Source organism: Helicobacter pylori (assembly GCF_015904775.1).
Classification (GTDB): domain Bacteria; phylum Campylobacterota; class Campylobacteria; order Campylobacterales; family Helicobacteraceae; genus Helicobacter; species Helicobacter pylori_DM.
In genome coordinates, this window is record NZ_JADZNC010000001.1 from 28,928 (window position 1) to 49,565 (window position 20,638).

The 20,638-nt window shown below is 39.3% G+C and carries 18 protein-coding genes and 1 tRNA gene; 12 read left to right on the forward strand and 7 right to left on the reverse strand.

Annotated features, from left to right (window positions below):
- Nucleotides 1–2: 2 nt before the first annotated feature.
- Entirely contained in the window at nucleotides 3–716 is a 714-nt protein-coding gene (locus I6852_RS00120) for a hypothetical protein (protein WP_000725087.1), read from the forward strand.
- Between the two features lie 177 nt (nucleotides 717–893).
- On the opposite strand, the gene I6852_RS00125 is transcribed toward I6852_RS00120, so the two are convergent.
- Nucleotides 894–1,838 (reverse strand): D-2-hydroxyacid dehydrogenase, encoded by a 945-nt coding sequence (locus I6852_RS00125; RefSeq protein WP_197291213.1) that lies wholly within the window; start codon nucleotides 1,836–1,838, stop codon nucleotides 894–896.
- Between the two features lie 72 nt (nucleotides 1,839–1,910).
- On the opposite strand from I6852_RS00125, the gene I6852_RS00130 reads away from it, so the two are divergent.
- Both I6852_RS00130 and I6852_RS00135 read left to right on the forward strand, forming a co-directional pair.
- On the forward strand, nucleotides 1,911–2,441 hold the full coding sequence (locus tag I6852_RS00130) for a hypothetical protein (RefSeq protein ID WP_197291212.1): 531 nt from the start codon (nucleotides 1,911–1,913) through the stop codon (nucleotides 2,439–2,441).
- A gap of 340 nt (nucleotides 2,442–2,781) precedes the next feature.
- Entirely contained in the window at nucleotides 2,782–3,420 is a 639-nt protein-coding gene (locus tag I6852_RS00135) for an alpha-1,2-fucosyltransferase (protein ID WP_231626079.1), read from the forward strand.
- 17 nt (nucleotides 3,421–3,437) lie between these two features.
- Here the strand turns inward: I6852_RS00135 and I6852_RS00140 are convergent, their stop codons facing one another.
- The 3 genes from I6852_RS00140 to I6852_RS00150 all read right to left on the reverse strand — a co-directional run bounded on the left by I6852_RS00140 (nucleotide 3,438) and on the right by I6852_RS00150 (nucleotide 5,541).
- Nucleotides 3,438–4,262, reverse strand: coding sequence for a DNA-methyltransferase (locus tag I6852_RS00140; protein WP_197291211.1), 825 nt, complete (start codon nucleotides 4,260–4,262; stop codon nucleotides 3,438–3,440).
- Nucleotides 4,263–4,265: 3 nt separating this feature from the next.
- A complete protein-coding gene (locus I6852_RS00145; protein ID WP_197291210.1) occupies nucleotides 4,266–5,231 on the reverse strand; it encodes an HTH domain-containing protein in 966 nt (321 codons plus the stop codon).
- Between the two features lie 218 nt (nucleotides 5,232–5,449).
- Nucleotides 5,450–5,541 (reverse strand) — tRNA-Ser (locus tag I6852_RS00150).
- Between the two features lie 132 nt (nucleotides 5,542–5,673).
- Between I6852_RS00150 and fabD the strand changes: the two genes are divergently transcribed.
- The 9 genes from fabD (at nucleotide 5,674) to tlpC (ending at nucleotide 15,917) form a co-directional block, all read left to right on the forward strand.
- Entirely contained in the window at nucleotides 5,674–6,603 is a 930-nt protein-coding gene (gene fabD / locus I6852_RS00155) for an ACP S-malonyltransferase (protein WP_001199005.1), read from the forward strand.
- A 10-nt stretch (nucleotides 6,604–6,613) separates the two neighbouring features.
- Nucleotides 6,614–7,309: a 5'-methylthioadenosine/adenosylhomocysteine nucleosidase gene (locus tag I6852_RS00160; protein WP_197291209.1), complete on the forward strand. Its 696-nt coding sequence runs from the start codon at nucleotides 6,614–6,616 to the stop codon at nucleotides 7,307–7,309.
- 195 nt (nucleotides 7,310–7,504) lie between these two features.
- Entirely contained in the window at nucleotides 7,505–9,574 is a 2,070-nt protein-coding gene (gene rpoD / locus I6852_RS00165) for an RNA polymerase sigma factor RpoD (RefSeq protein ID WP_197291208.1), read from the forward strand.
- Between the two features lie 19 nt (nucleotides 9,575–9,593).
- A complete protein-coding gene (locus tag I6852_RS00170) occupies nucleotides 9,594–10,967 on the forward strand; it encodes a C40 family peptidase (protein ID WP_197291207.1) in 1,374 nt (457 codons plus the stop codon).
- A gap of 53 nt (nucleotides 10,968–11,020) precedes the next feature.
- Nucleotides 11,021–12,373, forward strand: a complete 1,353-nt coding sequence (locus I6852_RS00175; protein ID WP_000061457.1) for an FAD-dependent oxidoreductase — start codon at nucleotides 11,021–11,023, stop codon at nucleotides 12,371–12,373.
- Nucleotides 12,374–12,379: 6 nt separating this feature from the next.
- Entirely contained in the window at nucleotides 12,380–12,568 is a 189-nt protein-coding gene (locus I6852_RS00180; RefSeq protein WP_001168434.1) for a DUF5408 family protein, read from the forward strand.
- Nucleotides 12,569–12,919: 351 nt separating this feature from the next.
- Nucleotides 12,920–13,345 carry a 50S ribosomal protein L13 gene (rplM, locus tag I6852_RS00185; protein ID WP_000167666.1) on the forward strand — a complete coding sequence of 142 codons (426 nt, stop codon included), beginning with the start codon at nucleotides 12,920–12,922 and terminating at the stop codon, nucleotides 13,343–13,345.
- Complete coding sequence (gene rpsI / locus I6852_RS00190; protein WP_001227269.1) at nucleotides 13,342–13,731, forward strand: 30S ribosomal protein S9; 390 nt, start codon at nucleotides 13,342–13,344, stop codon at nucleotides 13,729–13,731. The genes rplM and rpsI overlap by 4 nt, the downstream gene beginning before the upstream one ends.
- 164 nt (nucleotides 13,732–13,895) lie before the next feature.
- Nucleotides 13,896–15,917: a methyl-accepting chemotaxis protein TlpC gene (tlpC, locus tag I6852_RS00195; protein ID WP_197291206.1), complete on the forward strand. Its 2,022-nt coding sequence runs from the start codon at nucleotides 13,896–13,898 to the stop codon at nucleotides 15,915–15,917.
- 424 nt (nucleotides 15,918–16,341) lie between these two features.
- On the opposite strand, the gene I6852_RS00200 is transcribed toward tlpC, so the two are convergent.
- The 3 genes from I6852_RS00200 to prfA all read right to left on the reverse strand — a co-directional run bounded on the left by I6852_RS00200 (nucleotide 16,342) and on the right by prfA (nucleotide 20,576).
- A complete protein-coding gene (locus I6852_RS00200; protein ID WP_197291205.1) occupies nucleotides 16,342–18,099 on the reverse strand; it encodes a dentin sialophosphopreproprotein in 1,758 nt (585 codons plus the stop codon).
- A 250-nt stretch (nucleotides 18,100–18,349) separates the two neighbouring features.
- A complete protein-coding gene (locus tag I6852_RS00205; RefSeq protein ID WP_197291204.1) occupies nucleotides 18,350–19,117 on the reverse strand; it encodes an outer membrane protein in 768 nt (255 codons plus the stop codon).
- 400 nt (nucleotides 19,118–19,517) lie between these two features.
- Nucleotides 19,518–20,576 carry a peptide chain release factor 1 gene (gene prfA / locus I6852_RS00210; RefSeq protein ID WP_000025111.1) on the reverse strand — a complete coding sequence of 353 codons (1,059 nt, stop codon included), beginning with the start codon at nucleotides 20,574–20,576 and terminating at the stop codon, nucleotides 19,518–19,520.
- Nucleotides 20,577–20,638 lie beyond the last annotated feature (62 nt).

Genomic DNA, 20,638 nt, shown 5'->3' on the forward strand with positions numbered 1-20,638 from the left:
GAATGAAAAAAATCGTTTTAGTAGCGATAGCCTTACTGATAAGTGGTTGCGCGAGCTATAAGATCACGCCTGAACATGTTACTTCCTATAATAATGGGATTCAAGTGATGACTTCCACGCAAGCCAAATCTAAAGTCCAGCTAGAAATCGCTCAAAGCAAATTGAAAGGTTTGAATGAATCCCCCTTAGTGCTGTATGTAGCGGCGCAAGTTATAGAGGGAAATCCTGTGGTGTTTAGCCGTAAAGCCATTTCGGTGTCTATCAACCAAACGAATTTACCGGTCTTAAGCCTGAGACAGGTGATGAAATCCAGTTTTGATTTTGAGGGCATTTTACAAAGCTTTAATATCAGCGTGCCGACCGCCCCTATTGATAATATCAATATGATCACCCCACCTATGTTTTATTACGGGCAAGGGAGTTTTTTAGCTTATAACGGCATGATGTATGGGGGAATGGGCATGTATGGGCCAGGCTTTGGCATGATGATGATGGATGATGTAGAAGAGCAAGAAGTCATGCAAGAAAGCCGCCAAGCTTTAAAAATCCTAGCGATCAATTACCTTAAAAACAATACCCTTAACGTTGAAGGTAAGGCTAGAGGAGGGTTTGTGGTAGTGGATACCAAAAACCTTAAAACCCCGGGCGTGGTGGTGGTTAAAGTCTTTTTAGAAGATGAAATCCACACCTTTAAAATTGATATTTCTAAGATGTAATCGCCCCCTTTAATAAAAGCCTTTGGGAGTCAATCCACCTTAAAGGCTTTTTTCTTAATGGGTTAAATCTAGTGGATTGTCTGATAACCATTAAAAACGATTGAACCCCATTTTTTAGATTTTACTTGATGGTGAAAGGGGAGAAAAGCCCAACAATTAAACCCCTTTTTTTTGCGTTTATTTTTGAGAAGCTAAAAAGTCCCGGATATTTTCTTTGGTTTTTTCTACTAAGGTTTTCAAACTGTCGCTATACGCCCATGCGATATGGGGGGTTAAAAGCAATTTATTTTGGATCTTTGGGTTCAAAAACGCATGATCTTTTTCAAAAGGCTCTTTCACAAACACATCGCTCGCGTAATACAAATCTTTGGTTTCTAAAGTTAAAGCCAGATCCTTTTCATTCACAATGCCCCCACGCCCCACATTGATTAAAATCGCCCCTTCTTTTAGGCTTTGCAATTCTTTGAGAGCGATTAAATCGCACGTGCTTTCATTTAAGGGGGCATGAATGCTGATAATATCGCTTGTTTTAAGCAATTTCTCTAAACTCAAGCGCTCATACTCTTCTTTTTTATCTTTAGGGGAATAATACACCACCTTTGCTCCGAAAGCTTGAGCGAGTTTGGCGACTCTTTTACCGATTGCGCCTAAACCAATAACCCCCCATTGACCCCCTTTAATAAGCCCCATTTTCATACCGCTAATGTGCGTAAAAATGTCGCTTTGACTATATTCCCCGCTTTTGCAATAATGATCGTAGTAATTGATCCTCCCCAACAAAGACAACGCGCACGCTAAAGTGTGCTGGGCTACAGATTCCGTAGAATAAGCGCTCACGTTTTTGACTTCTATGCCTAAAGCTTTCGCGCTTTTTATATCCACATTATCCGTGCCTGTAGCGGTGATGCAAATGAGTTTGAGTTTGGGCAATTGGATTAAAATCTCTTGAGTGATAACGACTTTATTCAATACCATAATTTCAGCTTCAATTGATCGTTCAACGATTTGACTGGGCGAAGTAATCTCATAAAAATCAAAATCCGCTACTTCTTTTAAAACTTCTAAAGCTTTCAACCCCACGCTTTTAGCGTCTAAGATTACGCCTTTTTTGAATGTTTTCATCTCTTTACTCCTAGAATTAGTTTTAAAATTATATAATTAAACCACAAAATCCTTTTTTAAAAGAAAATAAGCATGCCAAAAACCAAGAAAAACACCCTCCCTTGCAGCCTTTCTGTCAAAATGTCTTATTTCATGCGTTTTCTCATTAAATGGCGCACCCGCTCTTTAAGCCATAAAATGATGACTCTAGTTCAAATTTTAAGCATTCTAGCCTTAGCGAGCAAGGCCAGTGAAGATTTAGAAGAGCAGCTCAAAAAAATCAAAGATTACATTTATAGGACTCTAAACGCTAAAATCGCATCGGATGTGTATGACCGGGTGCTTATTTTAGTGAATGAATATTGCACTAATGAAGAATTGTTTGATAAAGAGAGCGTTAAAATTTCAGATTTACTCATTCAAGACATCCAGCTTTACGCTTTAGTCGATGAAATGCTTAAAGAAGATAAATACCAGGTCCAACACACCATTTTAAAAGGCATCATCAAGCGCAAATACGATGAAGCTTACTCGCTCAATAGCGAAGACAGGATTCTTTTAGAATACCAAGAACGCTTGCTAGAACCCTCATGTGCGTCTTTTTCAAATAAAAAATTCAAATGACTTGAAAGCGTTATTCCGCTTTTTAGGCTTTTATTGAAAAAGGGCTTTAAAGTTGGCTAAAATAGGCGTTTCATTTGAAAATATAAAGGGATTGAATGGCTTTTAAGGTGGTACAAATTTGTGGGGGGCTTGGGAATCAAATGTTTCAATACGCTTTCCTAAAAGTTTGCAAAAACACCTTAATACGCCTGTGCTATTGGATATTACTTTTTTTGATGGGAGTGATAGGAAAATGCAATTAGAACTTTTCCCTATTGATTTGCCCTATGCGAGTGAAAAAGAAATCGCTATGGCTAAAATGCAACACCTCCCCAAGCTAGTAAGAGATGCGCTCAAATGCATGGGGCTTGATAGGGTGAGTCAAGAAATCGTTTTTGAATACGAGCCTAAATTACTAAAATCAAGCCGCTTGACTTATTTTTTTGGCTATTTCCAAGATCCACGATATTTTGACGCTATATCCCCTTTAATCAAGCAAACCTTCACCCTACCTCCCCCAGAAAATAATAAAAAAGAAGAATACCACCGCAAGCTTTCTTTGATTTTAGCCGCTAAAAACAGCGTGTTTGTGCATATAAGAAGAGGGGATTATGTGGGGATTGGCTGTCAGCTTGGTATTGATTATCAAAAAAAGGCGCTTGAGTATATGGCAAAGCGCGTGCCAAACATGGAGCTTTTTGTGTTTTGCGAAGACTTAGAATTCACGCAAAACCTTGATCTGGGCTACCCTTTTATAGACATGACCACTAGAAATAAAGAAGAAGAGGCGTATTGGGATATGCTGCTCATGCAATCTTGTCAGCATGGCATTATCGCTAATAGCACTTATAGCTGGTGGGCGGCTTATTTGATAAAAAATCCAGAAAAAATCATTATTGGCCCCAAACACTGGCTTTTTGGGCATGAAAATATCCTTTGTAAGGAATGGGTGAAAATAGAATCCCATTTTGAAGTAAAATCCGAAAAGTATAACGCTTAAAGCGGCTTAAAAAAGGCTTACTTAAGATTTAAATCTTTGATTTTAGATCGGATTTCTTTATAGTGAGAGTCTAATTCTAATTTCCTGTCCATTGATATTTTGACAAACTCGCTTTCTTTTTCTATGCCGATAAATTGCCTTTTTAAAAGATTAGCTGCAATGCCTGTGGTAGAGCTCCCGCTAAAAGGATCGCCAATGAGGGAATTTTCATCGCTCGCCATTAAAAGCAAGCGCACCAATAAAGCGAGGGGTTTTTGAGTGGGGTGCTTGCCATTAGTTTTTTCCCAAGGAGCGATCGCTGGGAAGCTCCACACATCGCGCATTTGCTTGTCATTATTGATCTTTTTTAAAACCTCATAGTTAAAAACATGCTTATGTTTGCGGCTTTTTCTCGCCCAAATGATTTGCTCAGCTGAATGCGTCAAATAACGGCAGCTGAAATTGGGAGGAGGGTTGGTTTTTTGCCAGGTGATGAGGTTTAAAATCTTAAAATCCAATTTTTGTAAAATACGCCCCAAAGAAAAGATATTGTGGTAAGTCCCACTGATTAAAAGACTCCCTGTATTTTTTAAAGCCTTTTTGGCGTTGTTGATCCACTGGTAATTGAACTCATCAATATCGTTAATCCCATTTTCTTTATCCCAATCGCCTTTATTGACGCTCACGATTTTACCGCTCTGTATGCTTAAGCCGTCATTAGAAAGGAAATAAGGCGGATCAGCAAAAATCAAATCAAAAGCATTTTCAAATTGGGGCAAAACCTCATTACAATCCCCTTGATAAAGGGTGAAAAGCCTATCTTCGCTTTTAAAAATGGGACAAGAAAGATAAGGCGCTCCCATTTTTTATTCTGCTTTAATGCCTTTATCTTTAATGTATTTTTGCATTGCTTCATCATTAAGCACTTCATCAAAACCTTCTATCTCGATTGCCGTATCAAGTCCTTTTTCAATTTGCTTGTTAATGTTTGCCATAAAAGGCTTAAAATCCTCCGGACTTCGTTCTACAAGCATGTTAAGTGTGGGTATATCAACCTCCCTTTCTTTAGCTGGCAACAAGATTTTGGAGTTTGAAATCTCAGATTCCAGCTTGATGACCCCTATACCAAAGCTTTGGTTGAGCCGCCTTAATTCGCCCAAAACTTTATATTCAATCTCAAAAACCACTAAATACCCCTCATTAGCCCAAGTAGAATTGCTCACCGCTTGAAAATAGCTTTCTTTTAAATTGGAAAAACTAAGCTCTTTTTTAAGCTCAAAGGAAAAAAGCTTGTGTTTTTCTTGACCGGTATGGTGTAAAAATTTCAAAGTTTCTTCTTTATATTTATTGTAGGGAAAATACACGCCCACGATGTCAGGATAATTCCACTTGCATTCGCCCCCTTCGCCTTTTTTACATTCTCTATGGCTGATGGTTTTGCATAGGAGCTTGAAATTTGGATCTTCATTAAGGAATTTCACAAGCAGTGGGTGCAAATCCCTTTCATTAAAAGAGTTTTTTTGTTTTTCAGCTGTGCCTGAACACTCACTCTCTGTATCTTCTTCTTCTTTGGCATCTAGGGTTTTTTGTGGAGGAAATTCTCTTTCACGAGATTTGAGCCAATAGTAATGGGTTCCTTTTTCTTTGCGTGCAACATGAAATTGCTTCTTGTCTTCACGAATTGCTATTTCAAAACTATTCCTAGGTATTTTTCCTGTGCCGTTGCGTTCTTTATCCAATCCCATTTCACAAGCTTTCTCAAAAATTTCTTCCTTGCTCAAAGGCTTCCCTGCTTGTTCTAAAACTTTTTTACCTAATTCTCTGTAAGTCATGTTCTTTCTTTTTTGTGATTGTAGTGGAAACGATTATACTCAAAATGTTTGAAAATACCGCAGTGGATTGATAGGGTTTAGGCTGGGTGTCTCTCTTCACCCAACCTAAATTCTGTATTTGTAAAATCTGTAAAAGGAATGTCGTAAAAGGAATGCTTAGAAACTATATGTCTCTCGTTAATACATTCTAAACAAAAAGTTTTTAAAGGCAGAAAGGCTGGCGGACAGGGAGGGATTCGAACCCTCGGTAACCTTGACGGCTACGCATCCTTAGCAGGGATGTGGTTTCAGCCAACTCACCCACCTGTCCTCATTCACAAAGTAGAATTATAGTAAAAATAAGTTAAAATAAACCTTAAACTTTAATGGTTTCTAAACAAAACTAAGGGCTTTTATATTACAATTTTAAATTATGGATTAATAAAATTTAAAGGATAACACCATGCAATACGCGCTATTATTTCCAGGGCAAGGCTCGCAATGTATAGGAATGGGAAAATCGTTCTATGAGAGCCACACCCTAGCTAAAGAATTGTTTGAAAGGGCTTCTAACGCGCTTAAAGTGGATATGAAAAAAACGCTTTTTGAAGAAAACGAGCTTTTAAAAGAGAGTGCTTACACCCAGCCTGCCATTTATTTAGTGAGCTATATCGCTTATCAGTTACTCAACAAGCAAGCAAATGGGGGGTTAAAACCCGTTTTTGCTTTAGGGCATTCGCTCGGCGAAGTGAGTGCGGTGTCTTTGAGTGGGGCGTTAGATTTTGAAAAAGCCCTTAAACTCACGCACCAAAGAGGCAAAATGATGCAAGAAGCGTGCGCGAATAAAGACGCTTCCATGATGGTCGTTTTGGGCGTTTCTGAAGAAAGCCTTTTGAGTTTGTGTCAAAGAACCAAGAATGTGTGGTGCGCGAATTTCAATGGCGGCATGCAAGTGGTTTTAGCCGGGGTTAAAGACGATTTGAAAGCCCTAGAGCCGACTTTAAAGGAAATGGGGGCTAAAAGAGTGGTTTTTTTAGAAATGAGCGTGGCGAGCCATTGCCCTTTTTTAGAGCCTATGATTTTTAAATTCCAGGAATTACTAGAAAAAAGCCTGAAAGATAAATTCCATTTTGAAATCATCTCCAATGCGACTAATGAAGCGTATCACAACAAAGCAAAAGCCGTTGAATTATTAAGCTTGCAACTCACTCAACCGGTGCGTTATCAAGACTGCGTGAAATCCAATAATGACCGAGTGGATGTCTTTTTTGAATTAGGCTGTGGGAGTGTGTTAAAAGGGCTTAACAAGCGCTTAAGCAACAAGCCCACCATAAGCGTGGGGGATAATAAAGGGCTTGATGAAGCCATTGAGTTTTTAGAAGAATACGTGTGATGGGGAGAAAATGGTGCAAAAAATTGGCATTTTGGGGGCGATGAGAGAAGAAATAACCCCTATTTTAGAATTGTTTGGCGTGGGTTTTGAAGAGATCCCTTTAGGGGGGAATGTTTTCCACAAAGGCGTTTATAATGATAAAGAAATCATTGTCGCTTATAGCAAAATTGGCAAGGTGCATTCCACTTTAACCACAACGAGCATGATTTTAGCGTTTGGCGTTCAAAAGGTGCTTTTTAGCGGGGTGGCTGGGAGTTTGGTTAAAGATTTAAAAATCAATGATTTGTTAGTGGCCAACCAATTAGTCCAACATGATGTGGATTTGAGCGCGTTTGATCACCCTTTAGGGTTCATCCCCGAAAGCGCGATTTTTATTGAAACGAGCGGAAGTTTAAACGCTTTAGCTAAAAAGATCGCTAATGAGCAACATATCGCGCTCAAAGAAGGCGTCATCGCATCAGGCGATCAGTTTGTCCATAGCAAAGAAAGGAAGGAGTTTTTGGTTAGCGAGTTTAAAGCGAGTGCAGTGGAAATGGAGGGGGCGAGCGTGGCGTTTGTGTGCCAAAAATTTGGCGTGCCATGCTGCGTGCTAAGGAGCATTAGCGATAACGCCGATGAAGAAGCCGGTATGAGTTTTGATGAATTTTTAGAAAAAAGCGCTCAAACTTCAGCGAAATTCTTAAAAAGCATGGTGGATAAGCTTTAAGTTTGTTTTTATAGAGTTATGGAATGGAGTGGTGGAATGTAAAAAGCTTTTTAGTATTTTTTACATTTTGTGATGAATATTTAATAAAGTGGGGAAAAATTCCAATAATATAATTAGAATTTAAGCTATTTTTTAGTAAAATAACAAAGGATTATGTGTATCTTAATCTTATGGACCTAGCTTTTGATTGAAAGCATGGGTTCTTACTTTATGGAGTGTCCAATGAAAAAGAAAGCTAACGAAGAAAAAGCCCCCAAAAGAGCTAAACAGGAAGCCAAAGCAGAAGCCACACAAGAAGCCACACAAGAAAATAAAACTAAGGAAAACAATAAAGCCAAAGAGAGCAAAATTAAAGAAAATAAAACCAAAGAAAACAAAATCAAAGAAGCTAAAGCGAAAGAACCCGTTCCTGTTAAAAAGCTTAGTTTTAATGAAGCGTTAGAAGAATTGTTCACTAATTCCTTAAGCGATTGCGTTTCTTATGAGTCCATCATTCAAATCAGCACGAAAGTCCCCACTCTAGCCCAAGTCAAAAAAATCAAAGAATTGTGCCAAAAATACCAAAAGAAATTGGTCAGCTCTTCAGAATACGCTAAAAAACTCAATGCGATTGACAAGATTAAAAACACCGAAGAAAAGCAAAAAGTTTTAGATGAAGAATTAGAAGATGGCTATGATTTTTTGAAAGAAAAGGATTTTTTAGAGTGGAGCAGGAGCGATAGCCCAGTGCGCATGTATTTGCGTGAGATGGGGGATATAAAACTTTTAAGCAAAGATGAAGAGATTGAATTGAGCAAGCAAATCCGCTTGGGCGAAGACATTATTTTAGACGCGATTTGCTCGGTACCGTATTTGATTGATTTTATCTATGCGTATAAAGACGCTTTAATCAATCGTGAACGAAGGGTTAAAGAGCTTTTCAGGAGCTTTGATGATGACGATGAAAATAGCGTGAGCGATTCTAAAAAAGATGACGACAGCGAAGAAGATGAAGAAAACGAAGAAAGGAAAAAAGTCGTTTCTGAAAAAGACAAGAAGCGCGTTGAAAAGGTCCAAGAGAGTTTTAAAGCCCTAGACAAGGCCAAAAAAGAATGGCTTAAAGCCCTTGAAGCCCCCATAGATGAAAAAGAAGACGAATTGGTGCGTTCATTGACCCTAGCTTACAAACGCCAAACGCTCAAAGACAGACTCTATGATTTAGAGCCTACTAGCAAACTGATTAATGAATTAGTCAAAACGATGGAGACCACTTTAAAGAGCGGCGATGGGTTTGAAAAAGAGTTGAAACGCTTGGAATACAAACTGCCCTTATTCAATGACACTCTGATCGCAAACCATAAAAAAATCCTTGCCAATATCACTAACATGACTAAAGAAGATATTGTCGCTCAAGTGCCAGAAGCGACCATGGTGAGCGTGTATATGGATCTCAAAAAACTCTTTTTGACTAAAGAAGCGAGCGAAGAGGGCTTTAATTTAGCCCCCAACAAGCTAAAAGAAATTTTAGAGCAAATCAAAAGAGGGAAATTGATTTCCGATCGTGCTAAAAACAAAATGGCTAAATCCAATTTAAGGTTGGTGGTGAGCATCGCTAAACGATTCACGAGCAGAGGCTTACCCTTCTTGGATTTGATTCAAGAGGGCAATATCGGCTTGATGAAAGCAGTGGATAAGTTTGAGCATGAAAAGGGCTTCAAGTTTTCTACCTATGCGACCTGGTGGATCAAGCAAGCTATCAGCAGAGCCATAGCCGATCAAGCCCGCACTATCCGCATCCCCATTCACATGATTGACACGATCAATCGCATCAATAAAGTCATGCGCAAACACATTCAAGAAACCGGCAAAGAGCCTGATTTAGAAGTGGTGGCTGAAGAAGTGGGGCTTTCGTTAGATAAAGTGAATAATGTGATTAAGGTTACTAAAGAGCCTATCAGTTTGGAAACCCCAGTCGGCAATGATGATGACGGCAAATTTGGGGATTTCGTGGAAGATAAAAATATCGTTAGTTCCATTGATCACATCATGCGAGAAGATTTAAAAGCCCAAATTGAAAGCGTTTTGGATCAGTTGAATGAGCGAGAAAAAGCGGTGATCCGCATGCGTTTTGGGCTTTTAGACGATGAAAGCGATCGAACTTTAGAAGAAATCGGCAAGGAATTGAATGTTACGAGAGAAAGGGTGCGCCAGATTGAAAGCTCTGCGATCAAAAAATTGAGAAGCCCGCAATACGGGCGCATTTTAAGAAACTATTTGCGCATTTGATGTTAAGGTTCTCTAAAGCATGCGTTATTTTCTTGTAGTTTTCTTGTTTTTGTTTGTGGGTTGCATGAAAAAGGATTTCACGCTCAAAGATTTATCCTTGCCCCAAGAGGCTTCAAGCTATCTTGCAAGCTCTCAAAATAGCAGTCATAATAACCAAAGCATTGACCCCCAAGCGTTAAGAGAAAACCTAAAAGAGAGCTACCTCAAAGCGTGGTATTCCCCATGGCTAGATATGAAAGTCAAAAGCAATAAAAAAGAAGTGTTTTGGATCCTTAAGGAGATGAATAAATCCACCGGTTATGGCGAAGATCTAAAACCCAACGCAAAAGCTTTCAATGATGAACTGATTAAAAGCATGGATATTGAGCATTACCCGAGTGCTAAGATTAGGGCTGTTGTAGCGCGAGATAGCGATGTGAGGGCCGTGCCTACTAACAAACCTTTTTATCTTTCTCCAAAAGGCTATCCTTTTGACAGGTATCAAAATTCGCTGATTTTTCAAGGCACGCCGGTTTTAGTCACGCATTTCAACACGGATAAAACTTACGCCCACATTCAAAGCAGTTTTGTTTATGGCTGGATCAAAGTTAGCGATTTAGCCTATATGCGCGATAAAGACATAGAGCTTTTAACCCATCTTAAAGATTATGTCATGCCTATAAAAGATAAAATCCCCCTTTATACAGACTATGGGGATTTTTACACCGATGCTAGGGTGGGCGAACTGTTCGCTCTCATCCCCCAAAGTCAAAACACACCTCAAAAACCCCAAAAAAAGGAATTGAAAGCCTATGGTTTTTTGAGAGACGCTAAGGGCTATGCAACTTTACAAAGCGTGATCTTAGATGAAAAGGATTTTTTTGTTTTCCCTAAGGCTTTTAACAGCGAGAACATGGCGTATTTTATAGACACCATGCTAGGGCAAAAATACGGCTGGGGGGGGCTATTGGGCAATAGAGATTGCTCCGCTTTCACTAGGGATAGTTTCGCTAATTTTGGCATTTTGCTCCCCAGAAATTCCTATGCGCAAAGCCGTTACGCGAACAATTATGTGGATTTAAGCTCCATGAAAGCTAAAGAAAAAGAAGATTACATCCTTAAAAACGCCACTCCTTTTGGAACGCTCATCTATTTAAAAGGGCATATCATGCTCTATTTAGGCGCACACAACCATCAAGCGATAGTCGCTCACAGCATTTGGTCGGTGCAAACCCAAAAGCATTTTAAAACCTTGAGCCATAAAATAGGGGGCGTGGTGATCACTTCATTATGGTTAGCCGAAGAACATAATGGGGCGTTTTCTAAAAAGAAATTATTGATTGACAGGGTGCTTGGAATGAGCGATTTGAAAGATTTTGTCAATAAAACTTCAAGCCCTTTGAATGCGAATTGATTTTCTTATACTATGATTACGATTTATCAATTTAAAACATTTGGAGAAAGACAATGAGTATGGAATTTGATGCTGTTATTATTGGAGGTGGGGTTTCAGGGTGCGCGACCTTTTATACTTTGAGCGAATACAGCTCTTTAAAGCGCGTGGCTATCGTGGAAAAATGCTCTAAATTGGCTCAAATCAGCTCCAGCGCTAAGGCTAATTCGCAAACCATTCATGATGGCTCTATTGAAACGAATTACACTCCCGAAAAAGCTAAAAAAGTGCGTTTGAGCGCTTATAAAACCAGGCAATACGCACTCAATAAAGGCTTGCAAAATGAAGTGATTTTTGAAACCCAGAAAATGGCTATAGGCGTGGGCGATGAAGAATGCGAGTTCATGAAAAAACGCTACGAATCCTTTAAAGAAATCTTTGTGGGGCTAGAAGAATTTGACAAACAAAAGATTAAAGAATTAGAGCCTAATGTGATTTTAGGGGCTAATGGCATAGACAGGCATGAAAACATTGTTGGGCATGGTTATCAAAAAGATTGGAGCACCATGAATTTTGCGAAGTTGAGTGAAAACTTCGTTGAAGAAGCCCTAAAATTAAGGCCTAACAACCAGGTGTTTTTGAATTTCAAAGTGAAAAAGATTGAAAAACGCAACGACACTTACGCCGTAATTTCAGAAGACGCTGAAGAAGTGTATGCTAAATTCGTGCTAGTTAATGCCGGCTCTTACGCTTTACCTTTGGCTCAGAGCATGGGCTATGGCTTGGATTTAGGGTGCTTGCCTGTGGCGGGCAGCTTTTATTTTGTGCCGGATTTATTAAGGGGTAAGGTTTATACCGTTCAAAACCCCAAACTCCCTTTTGCAGCCGTGCATGGCGACCCTGATGCTGTCATTAAAGGAAAAACACGAATCGGGCCTACCGCTTTAACGATGCCTAAATTAGAGCGCAACAAATGCTGGCTTAAGGGTATTAGCTTGGAATTGTTGAAAATGGATTTGAATAAAGATGTGTTTAAGATCGCGTTTGATTTGATGAGCGATAAAGAAATCCGTAATTATGTGTTTAAAAACATGGTTTTTGAATTGCCCATTATCGGTAAAAGGAAATTTTTAAAAGACGCTCAAAAAATCATCCCCTCTCTTAGCCTAGAAGATTTAGAATACGCTCATGGTTTTGGCGAAGTGCGCCCGCAAGTTTTAGACAGAACCAAGCGAAAACTGGAATTAGGCGAAAAAAAGATTTGCACCCATAAAGGCATCACTTTCAACATGACCCCTTCTCCAGGCGCGACGAGTTGCTTGCAAAACGCCCTTGTGGATTCCCAAGAAATCGCTGCGTATTTGGGCGAGAGCTTTGAATTAGAACGCTTTTATAAAGATTTATCCCCAGAAGAATTGGAAAATTAAAAACGCATGCAAAAAGAACAAGAAGCCCGAGAAATCGCTAAAAAAGCCGTTCAAATCGTGTTTTTTTTAGGGATTGTGGTGGTGCTTTTGATGATGATAAACCTTTACATGCTCATCAATCAAATCAACGCGAGCGCTAAAATGAGCCAACAAATCAAAAAGATAGAAGAAAGGCTTAACCAAGAGCAAAAATAAAGGCTTTGGCTTATTAAGCATGAGTAACAAAATTAAAAAAGCTCAAAGGCATTTTTTAAAATAAATACAATAAAAGAGCTTGCGAAAAGCAAGTGATAGCCTCTTTAAAAGCAGTCTTTTGGGGTTAGGGGGTTTTTAGTTGGGGGTTGTAGGGGAGGGTTATTGTAAAATACCTCCTATTCTTTTAAGAAAATGCGTTTTACTTAAGAAATGCGTTTGACCATAAAATTAAAAGCAATCAAACAAATTTTTTAAAAAACCTTATTTTTAAACTTTAAACTTTCCTTAAATTCAGTAATATTTAAGCTTATTTCCTTATAATGGGTGCTTTAATTTTATCAAAGGATTCTCATGACAAAGACTGCTAAAGTCAATGACATCGTTCGTGATTGGGTCGTTTTGGACGCTAAAGACAAAATTTTTGGCCGCTTGATCACTGAAATCGCTGTGCTTTTAAGAGGCAAACACCGCCCTTTTTACACCCCTAATGTGGATTGTGGGGATTTTGTGGTGGTTATCAACGCCAATAAGGTTAAATTTTCAGGCATGAAATTAGAGGATAAAGAGTATTTTACCCATTCAGGTTATTTTGGCAGCACTAAGAGCAAGACTCTCCAAGAAATGCTAGAAAAAGCCCCTGAAAAGCTCTACCACTTAGCCGTTAGGGGCATGCTCCCTAAAACGAAATTAGGGAAAGCGATGATCAAAAAACTCAAAGTTTATCGTGATGATAAGCACCCTCACACCGCACAAACTAGCAAAAAGGACGCTAAATGAGAAAAATCTATGCTACCGGCAAAAGAAAAACCGCTATCGCTAAAGTGTGGCTCACTCCGGGTAAAGGCGAATTGAGTATCAATGAGCAAAGTCTGAATCAATGGTTAGGCGGGCATGAAGCCATTAAAATGAAGGTCATGCAACCTTTACTTTTAACCAAACAAGAACAATCTGTGGATATTAAAGCGGTGGTTTTTGGTGGGGGCTACTCAGCGCAAGCGGAAGCCTTAAGGCATGGCATTTCTAAAGCTTTGAACGCTTATGATATTGCTTTTAGAGCCATTTTAAAACCTAAAGGCTTGCTCACTAGAGATTCAAGGGTGGTTGAACGCAAAAAATATGGTAAAAGAAAGGCCAGAAGAAGCCCGCAATTCTCTAAAAGGTAATTTTTATTCCTTTTTGCCTCTCCTTTGGGGGAGTTTGGGGGGGCTTTGGCTCTCCTTTATTTTTTGCTTTTTTGTCCTCTCTTGTTTTATTATTGCTTTATTAAAATTTCAAAATAATGTATAATAATCGTTCTCTATCAATTCGTTTTAAAAGGGCAAAGGGAATGAAATCTACAAGAATTGGTTCTAAAATCGTCATGATGGTGTGTGCGGTCGTTATTGTCATTAGCGCTGTTATGGGCGTTATTATCAGCTACAAGGTTGAAAGCGTGTTGCAAAGCCAAGCCACAGAATTGCTGCAAAAAAAGGCTCAGTTAGTCAGTTTTAAAATTCAAGGCATTATGAAGCGTATTTTTATTGGCGCTAACACCCTTGAAAAATTCTTAAGCGATGAAAATAGCGCTATCAACGACACCCTAAAAAAGCGCATGCTCTCTGAGTTTTTGTTGGCAAACCCCCATGTGTTATTGGTTAGCGCGATTTATACGAATAATAATGAACGAATTATCACTGCAATGAGCATGGATTCAAAAATCGCCTACCCTAATACCACGCTCAATGAAAACATGATCAATCAAATCCATTCGCTCAAAAGTATAACCCGTTCAGATCCCTATTATAAGGAGGTTAATGGCGATAAAATCTATGGCATGGATATTACCCTCCCCCTAATGGGTAAGAATCAAAATATTATAGGCGCGCTGAATCTCTTTTTAAACATTGACGCTTTTTATACCGATGTAATAGGCAAGAAAAAGAGCAACACCTTTTTAATGGGGAAAGATGGCAGGCTTTTAATCAACCCTAATCGTGAGATCCAAGACAAGATTTTAAGCGCTATCAATCCAGATAAACGAGTCGCTAAGGCTGTGGAGTATTACAATCAAAACGAAGCAGGCACTTTGAGCTACCATTCATTGAGCGGGAATACAGAAACCTTTTTAGCCATACAGCCCTTTGATTTTTTTGAAGAAAAAGGGAATAACGGCAATCATTGGCGTTGGGCAATCGGAAAATATGTCAATAAATCTCTAGTCTTTAAAGAAGCGACAAACACCAAATACATTATTATCACCACTTTGATTTTAGGCGTGCTGGTGTTAGCCTTTTTAGTCTTTATCATCGTTTCCAATCTCATAACCAAACGCATCAGTAGGGTCAATAACACCCTAAATGATTTTTTCAACTTGCTTAATAACCCCAAAAATAACCATGCCATAAGCCTAACGCCCCCAAGCACTTATGATGAAATCGGGCAAATGCAAGCTTCCATTAATGAAAATATCCTTAAAACCCAAGAAAACATTCAAGCCGATAATAAAGCCATTCAAAACAGCATTGAGGTAACCAATCATGTGGAAAATGGGGATTTCACGCAAGAAATCGCATGCGTGCCTAAAAACAAAGACTTGCAAGCTTTAAGAAACACCATTAATAGCATTATCCAGTATTTTCGTAACCAAATTGGCGCCAATATTGAAGCCCTAAATAACGCCCTAGAGCATTATAAAAACCTGGATTTCACCCACCACATCCAAAACCCTAAAGCCAACATGGAAAAAGCACTCAACACTTTAGGTCAAGAAATTTCTAGCATGCTTAAAGCTTCTTTAGGGTTTGCAAACGCGCTCAATCATGAATCCAAAGATTTAAAAACTTGCGTGGATAACTTAACCAAAACCGCTCACAAGCAAGAAAGAAGCCTGAAAAACACCACCCAATCCTTAGAAGAAATCACTAATATTATCACAACAATTGATTCTAAAAGCCAAGAGATGATCTCTCAAGGCGAAGACATTAAAAGCGTGGTGGATATGATTAGAGATATTGCCGATCAAACGAATCTGTTAGCCCTAAATGCTGCTATTGAAGCCGCACGGGCTGGTGAGCATGGCAGAGGCTTTGCGGTGGTGGCTGATGAAGTGAGGAAGCTCGCTGAAAGGACGCAAAAATCGCTCGGCGAAATTGAAGCCAATATCAATATTTTAGTTCAAAGCATCGCCGATAACGCTGAGTCTATCAAAATGCAAAACAAGGGCGTAGAAAACATCCACAATTCCATTAACGCCTTGCAACAAGATGTGCAGGATAATTTGACTATCGCTAACCACTCTTTACAAGTCAGCGCTAAAATTGATGGGATCTCCCAAGACATTTTAGAAGATGTGAGCAAGAAGAAATTTTAGTTTCTGCTTTTAATTTTGAGCATCTAAAATGTGGAACCGCCCCTTTTTTTAAAGCAAGGGGATTTCTAGCTGTAAAGTGTTCTAACGGACGCTAACATGAAAGGCTCTTTAAAGTCTGCATGGGCATTTCTTACCCTAAAAAGATTAGAGGTATTTTATTAGCTTGAATATAGCCTAAGCGCTTACATCTTATGCCCTAAAGGATGGAGTTTTTTGCGCTAGTTTGATGATAAAAAGCTTTGGTTAGATTTTTAAAAAGCGTTCTTAGGGGAGTTAGTTGGGGGTTAAAGGGGTATCAAAGTATCCCCCTATCCCCCTTAAAAGAATGGTTTTCACTACAAATAAAAAATACCCATTAAAGTTTTGGCTATCAATCTTTGATTAAAAACAAGGCTAGTTTTAACCAAAGAGCTAGGGTTTAATCTCAATTCCCCATATCGCCACCCATATCTCCCATGTCTCCCATATCGCCACCCATGTCATCGTTCATATCCCCCATATCGCCCATGTCATCGTTGCTGTTACCCATGTCGTCGTTCATGTCGTTCGCGTTGTTCATGTCATCGCCCATGTCGTTGCTATTACCCATGTCGTCATTAGCATTACCCGCATCATCGTTGCCGTTGTTCATGTTGCTCATATCATCAGTGTTACCGTTATCAGTATTGCCGGTGTCCGTGTTATTCATATCGCCGGTATTGTTGCCGCTAGCATCTTTATCATCAGTGGGGGTGTCGTTTGCGTTGCCGGTGTCAGTGGTGTTAGTGTCCATGTGATCATCGTTGTGATCATCGTTGGTGGTGCTGTTAGGGTTTATGAGCGCGTTACTCCCTTGATCTTTGCTGTCATCGGCATGGGTGTTATTCATGTTGTTGGTAGGCGTTTGTTGCACAGGTTGTTGCATAGGGTTATTCATCGCATCATTCAAATCGTCTCTGTCATCGCCATCAATTTTCAAACTCCCGTCTAAATAATTCCCCACCACATCGCTGCTATGGCTTAATTGTTGCACGCTGTCTAGGGCTTTATCCACTTGGGCTTGTTGCTCGCTTGAAAGCCCTTTTTGATCTTTTAAGTCATTGTCTAGTTGGTTGAGATTGTTGTCTAATTTGTCTCTCACTTCCATAGCTTTATTGACCACTGAATCAATCTTATTAGGGCTCGCCCCATCTTGCTTCATTTCTTTGATTTGCCCCACTAAATGGTTAAGCTCTTTGGCTTGAGAAGTTATCGCATCCACGCTTTTAGTGGGCATGGCTTTGGTGTGGAAGAGCGAATTGTCTTTGAGCATGCGGCTGTTGTCTAAATTGACTAAAGCGCTATTCAAGCGGTTGGTTTGAATATCCTTGCTGAATTTGGGATCACGATAAAAGCTCATGAGATTTGCTGGTTGCGAAGATTTATCGTCTTTATCGTCTCTGTCATCATCAGTAGGCGTATCAAGTTGGTTAATGGAAGCGTCATGGTCTAAAATCTCTTCTTGATCGAGCGCATACATGTAATTTTCTAACATCAAGTAATCTTGAACTTGCATCATGAAAAACATGTTAGGGTAGAATCCATACATGCCATCATAAAAGTCATAAAAATCATACATGCCCATGCCATACATTCCATACATACCCATGCCATACATACCATACATGCCGTAATAAGGGCTATAGTAAGAGTTGTAATAGTTGTTGTTTCTGTAATAAGGGCTTTGAGCCTTTTCATTCTCTTGTTGTTTTTTAAGATACGCCCCTACCACGCTCAAATCAGCGAGCATTTTTTGAGCCGTTTTTTGATCTTTTAAAGAAATGCCTAAGGGGATGTAAATACCGGTGCGGTAACTATAAAAAGAATCCCTAGCGATGATTTTAAGGCAATATCTCAAATTCTTTTGCAATTTTAGGGCTTGCCTCAAACGCGCATGCGCTCTAAAATTCCCCAAGATGCCAGAGTTAAAACGCATTTTTTCCACTAACGCGCTGAATTTTTTCGCATCGCCATTAGCCGCATTGATATAGTTTAAAGCACTAGCTCCCCACTCTTTGGTGCTGCTTTTATAACCTCCAAAATTCACTATTTTTGGCGTTAATTCCCCTTTTAATTGCGAATCTTTTAAATCAAACAACGCCCTATTCACGCTGATAGCGTTCAAACTGAGCGTTATTATAAAAAGTATTTTTATAGCTTTCATTGATAACCTTAAAAAATATCTCTTGCGAGCATTATAGACTATTTTTAGAAATCAAAATGATTTTTGAAAACAAGCCCAAGTAAAAAATCAAATCTCAAAACAAAAGGTTCTGTTTTAAGCGTTTCTTTAGTTTTTAAAAAACTTTCTTAAACAAAAACCTAACCCCCCCAACACAACAAAACAAACATCACAAAAAAAGAAAAAAGAAACCAACAGAGAGAAAACCCTCTATTGGAAAGAAGAGAAAGGCTTAGAAGTTGATCATGTAGTTAAAATAGATAGAGAAGTTCCTTTTATAGAACACGTCTACTGATCCATCTACGCCCCTTTCCTTATAGAATTGGTTGGTAAATAAAGGCAATTTAAGGCCCACTTCAATCCCGCTGTGTTTAGAGAAATTGCTCCTGAAACCAAATTCAACAGGTATTTGGAAATAGCTCGTGTTCATGCTCGCTGAACAGCCTGCGGTGTTGTTGCAAATTCGCATTTGAGATTTCAAGTAGCTCTCTCCTTGAACGATAAACGAATCCCCTCCTAACCCAAAGCCCACGAACAACCCTGCCGTGTTATAGCCCTCTTTACTTTCATAGAAGTTATAGAGCGCATCAAAGCCCACGCCATAAGTGAAGTTATTCACTTGAGACGCGCCCTCCATGATTCCAAGCTGGCTCCCCACAAAGCTTAAATTCGCATGGTTATAGCTGTAGTATCCATAAGACCTAAAGCCAAAGCGTTTGGTTTTACCAAAGAACCACTTATACCCTGCCATCGCATCTACCCCATACATTTGCCCGTAATTATTGGTGTTGATCACGCTTTGCGTTTCTTGGGCTGGAGCTACTTGATTGCTGCCAAACATTGAAGTGTCTATTGGGGTGTTATTGTTAGCGCCTGGGGTGCGGGTGGTGTTTTGGTTTTCTAAATTAGAATATTGAAACCCCCCTCCTAAAAACGCACCGCTTTTTTCTGCCATAGACACACTAAAGGCTAATGCCATACCTAAAAAAACTTTTTTCATTTAAAACTCCTTAATGTGAGAAATCCTAAGGATTTCTTTTTTCATTGCATTCATGCTATGGTGCAAAAATATAGGGAGCTATCAAAATTTGAGAGTTGTCCTTGAATACATTCGCTTCTACGGAATACAGTCCGCTCTTACAAATATTGAGCTTTGGAGTTATATCACAAAAAAGTGAATTTTTTGTTAAGAATATGTTAAATAAATCGTTTTATTTTTTAAAAGTTCATTTATATATATAGAATTTAAAATTATATTTAACTAGATTTTATGGAAGCTCTTGCACTGTTTTTGTGGGGCGAAAATTTGAAGCATGTTAGGGTTTTTGGTCGTAGCGGGTGGCTATCTTAAAAAAGGTTTGGGTGTTTTATCGCTTTGTTTTATCGTTTTAGTAATGGTTTTATTCAAACTGGCTTTGGGCATGGGCGATTAAAGGGTTAATCACTTCATCTAAATTCCCTGAAAGCATGATTTCTTCTAAACTATACAGAGTTAAATTGATTCTATGCTCGCTCAAGCGGTTTTGCGGGTAATTATAAGTGCGGATCCTTTCACTCCTGTCCCCACTACCCACTTGCTCCTTTCGGTCTTTAGCGTTAGCGAGTTGCTGTTCTTCAATTTGTTTTTCATAAAGGCGCGCTTTTAAGATTTTTAGGGCTTTATCCTTGTTTTTATGCTGGGATTTTTCATCTTGCATGCTCACGCTGATATTGGTGGGAAGGTGCGTGATGCGAACCGCAGAGTCTGTAGTGTTGACGCATTGCCCCCCATGCCCGCCAGCGCGAAACACTTCAATCTTTAAATCGCTAGGGTTGATAGAAACTTCCACATCATCCACTTCAGGCATGATCGCTACTGTGATAGCGGAAGTGTGGATGCGCCCTTGAGATTCTGTCTCAGGGACTCTTTGGACTCGATGCGTGCCTGCTTCAAATTTGAGCCTTGAATACACGCCCTTGCCCTTAATCAAAGCGATGATTTCTTTATAGCCCCCTACGCTGTTTTCGCTAGAGCTCACTATCTCTACTTTCCATTTTTTCAAATCCGCATAACGGCAATACGCTTTAAACAAATCCCCTACAAAAATGCCCGCTTCATCGCCCCCCGTGCCGGCCCTTAACTCTAAATAGATGTTTTTATCATCGTTAGGGTCTTTGGGGATAAGGAGTTGCTTAATGGCAGTTTCTAGATCGCTTTTTTGGATTTCTAAAATTTTTAACTCTTCTTTAGCCAGTTCGCTCAATTCCTTGTCTTCTAAAAGCTCCTTATTTTCTTTGATATTCTCTAAAACGCTCAAATACTCTTTACTCGCTATGGAGATTTCTTCAATGGAGCTTTGCTCTTTGCTCAATTCGGTGAGTTTTTTAATATCGCTAATCACTTCAGCGCTAGAAAGCAACGCTGTGAGTTCGTCGTATCGTTTGAGAATGGAAGAAAGCTTTTCAGCTAGAATGGACATGCAAGACTACCTATAAAAAGATGTGAATAAAAGATGCAACAATCTAAAAAACGCAAAACTTA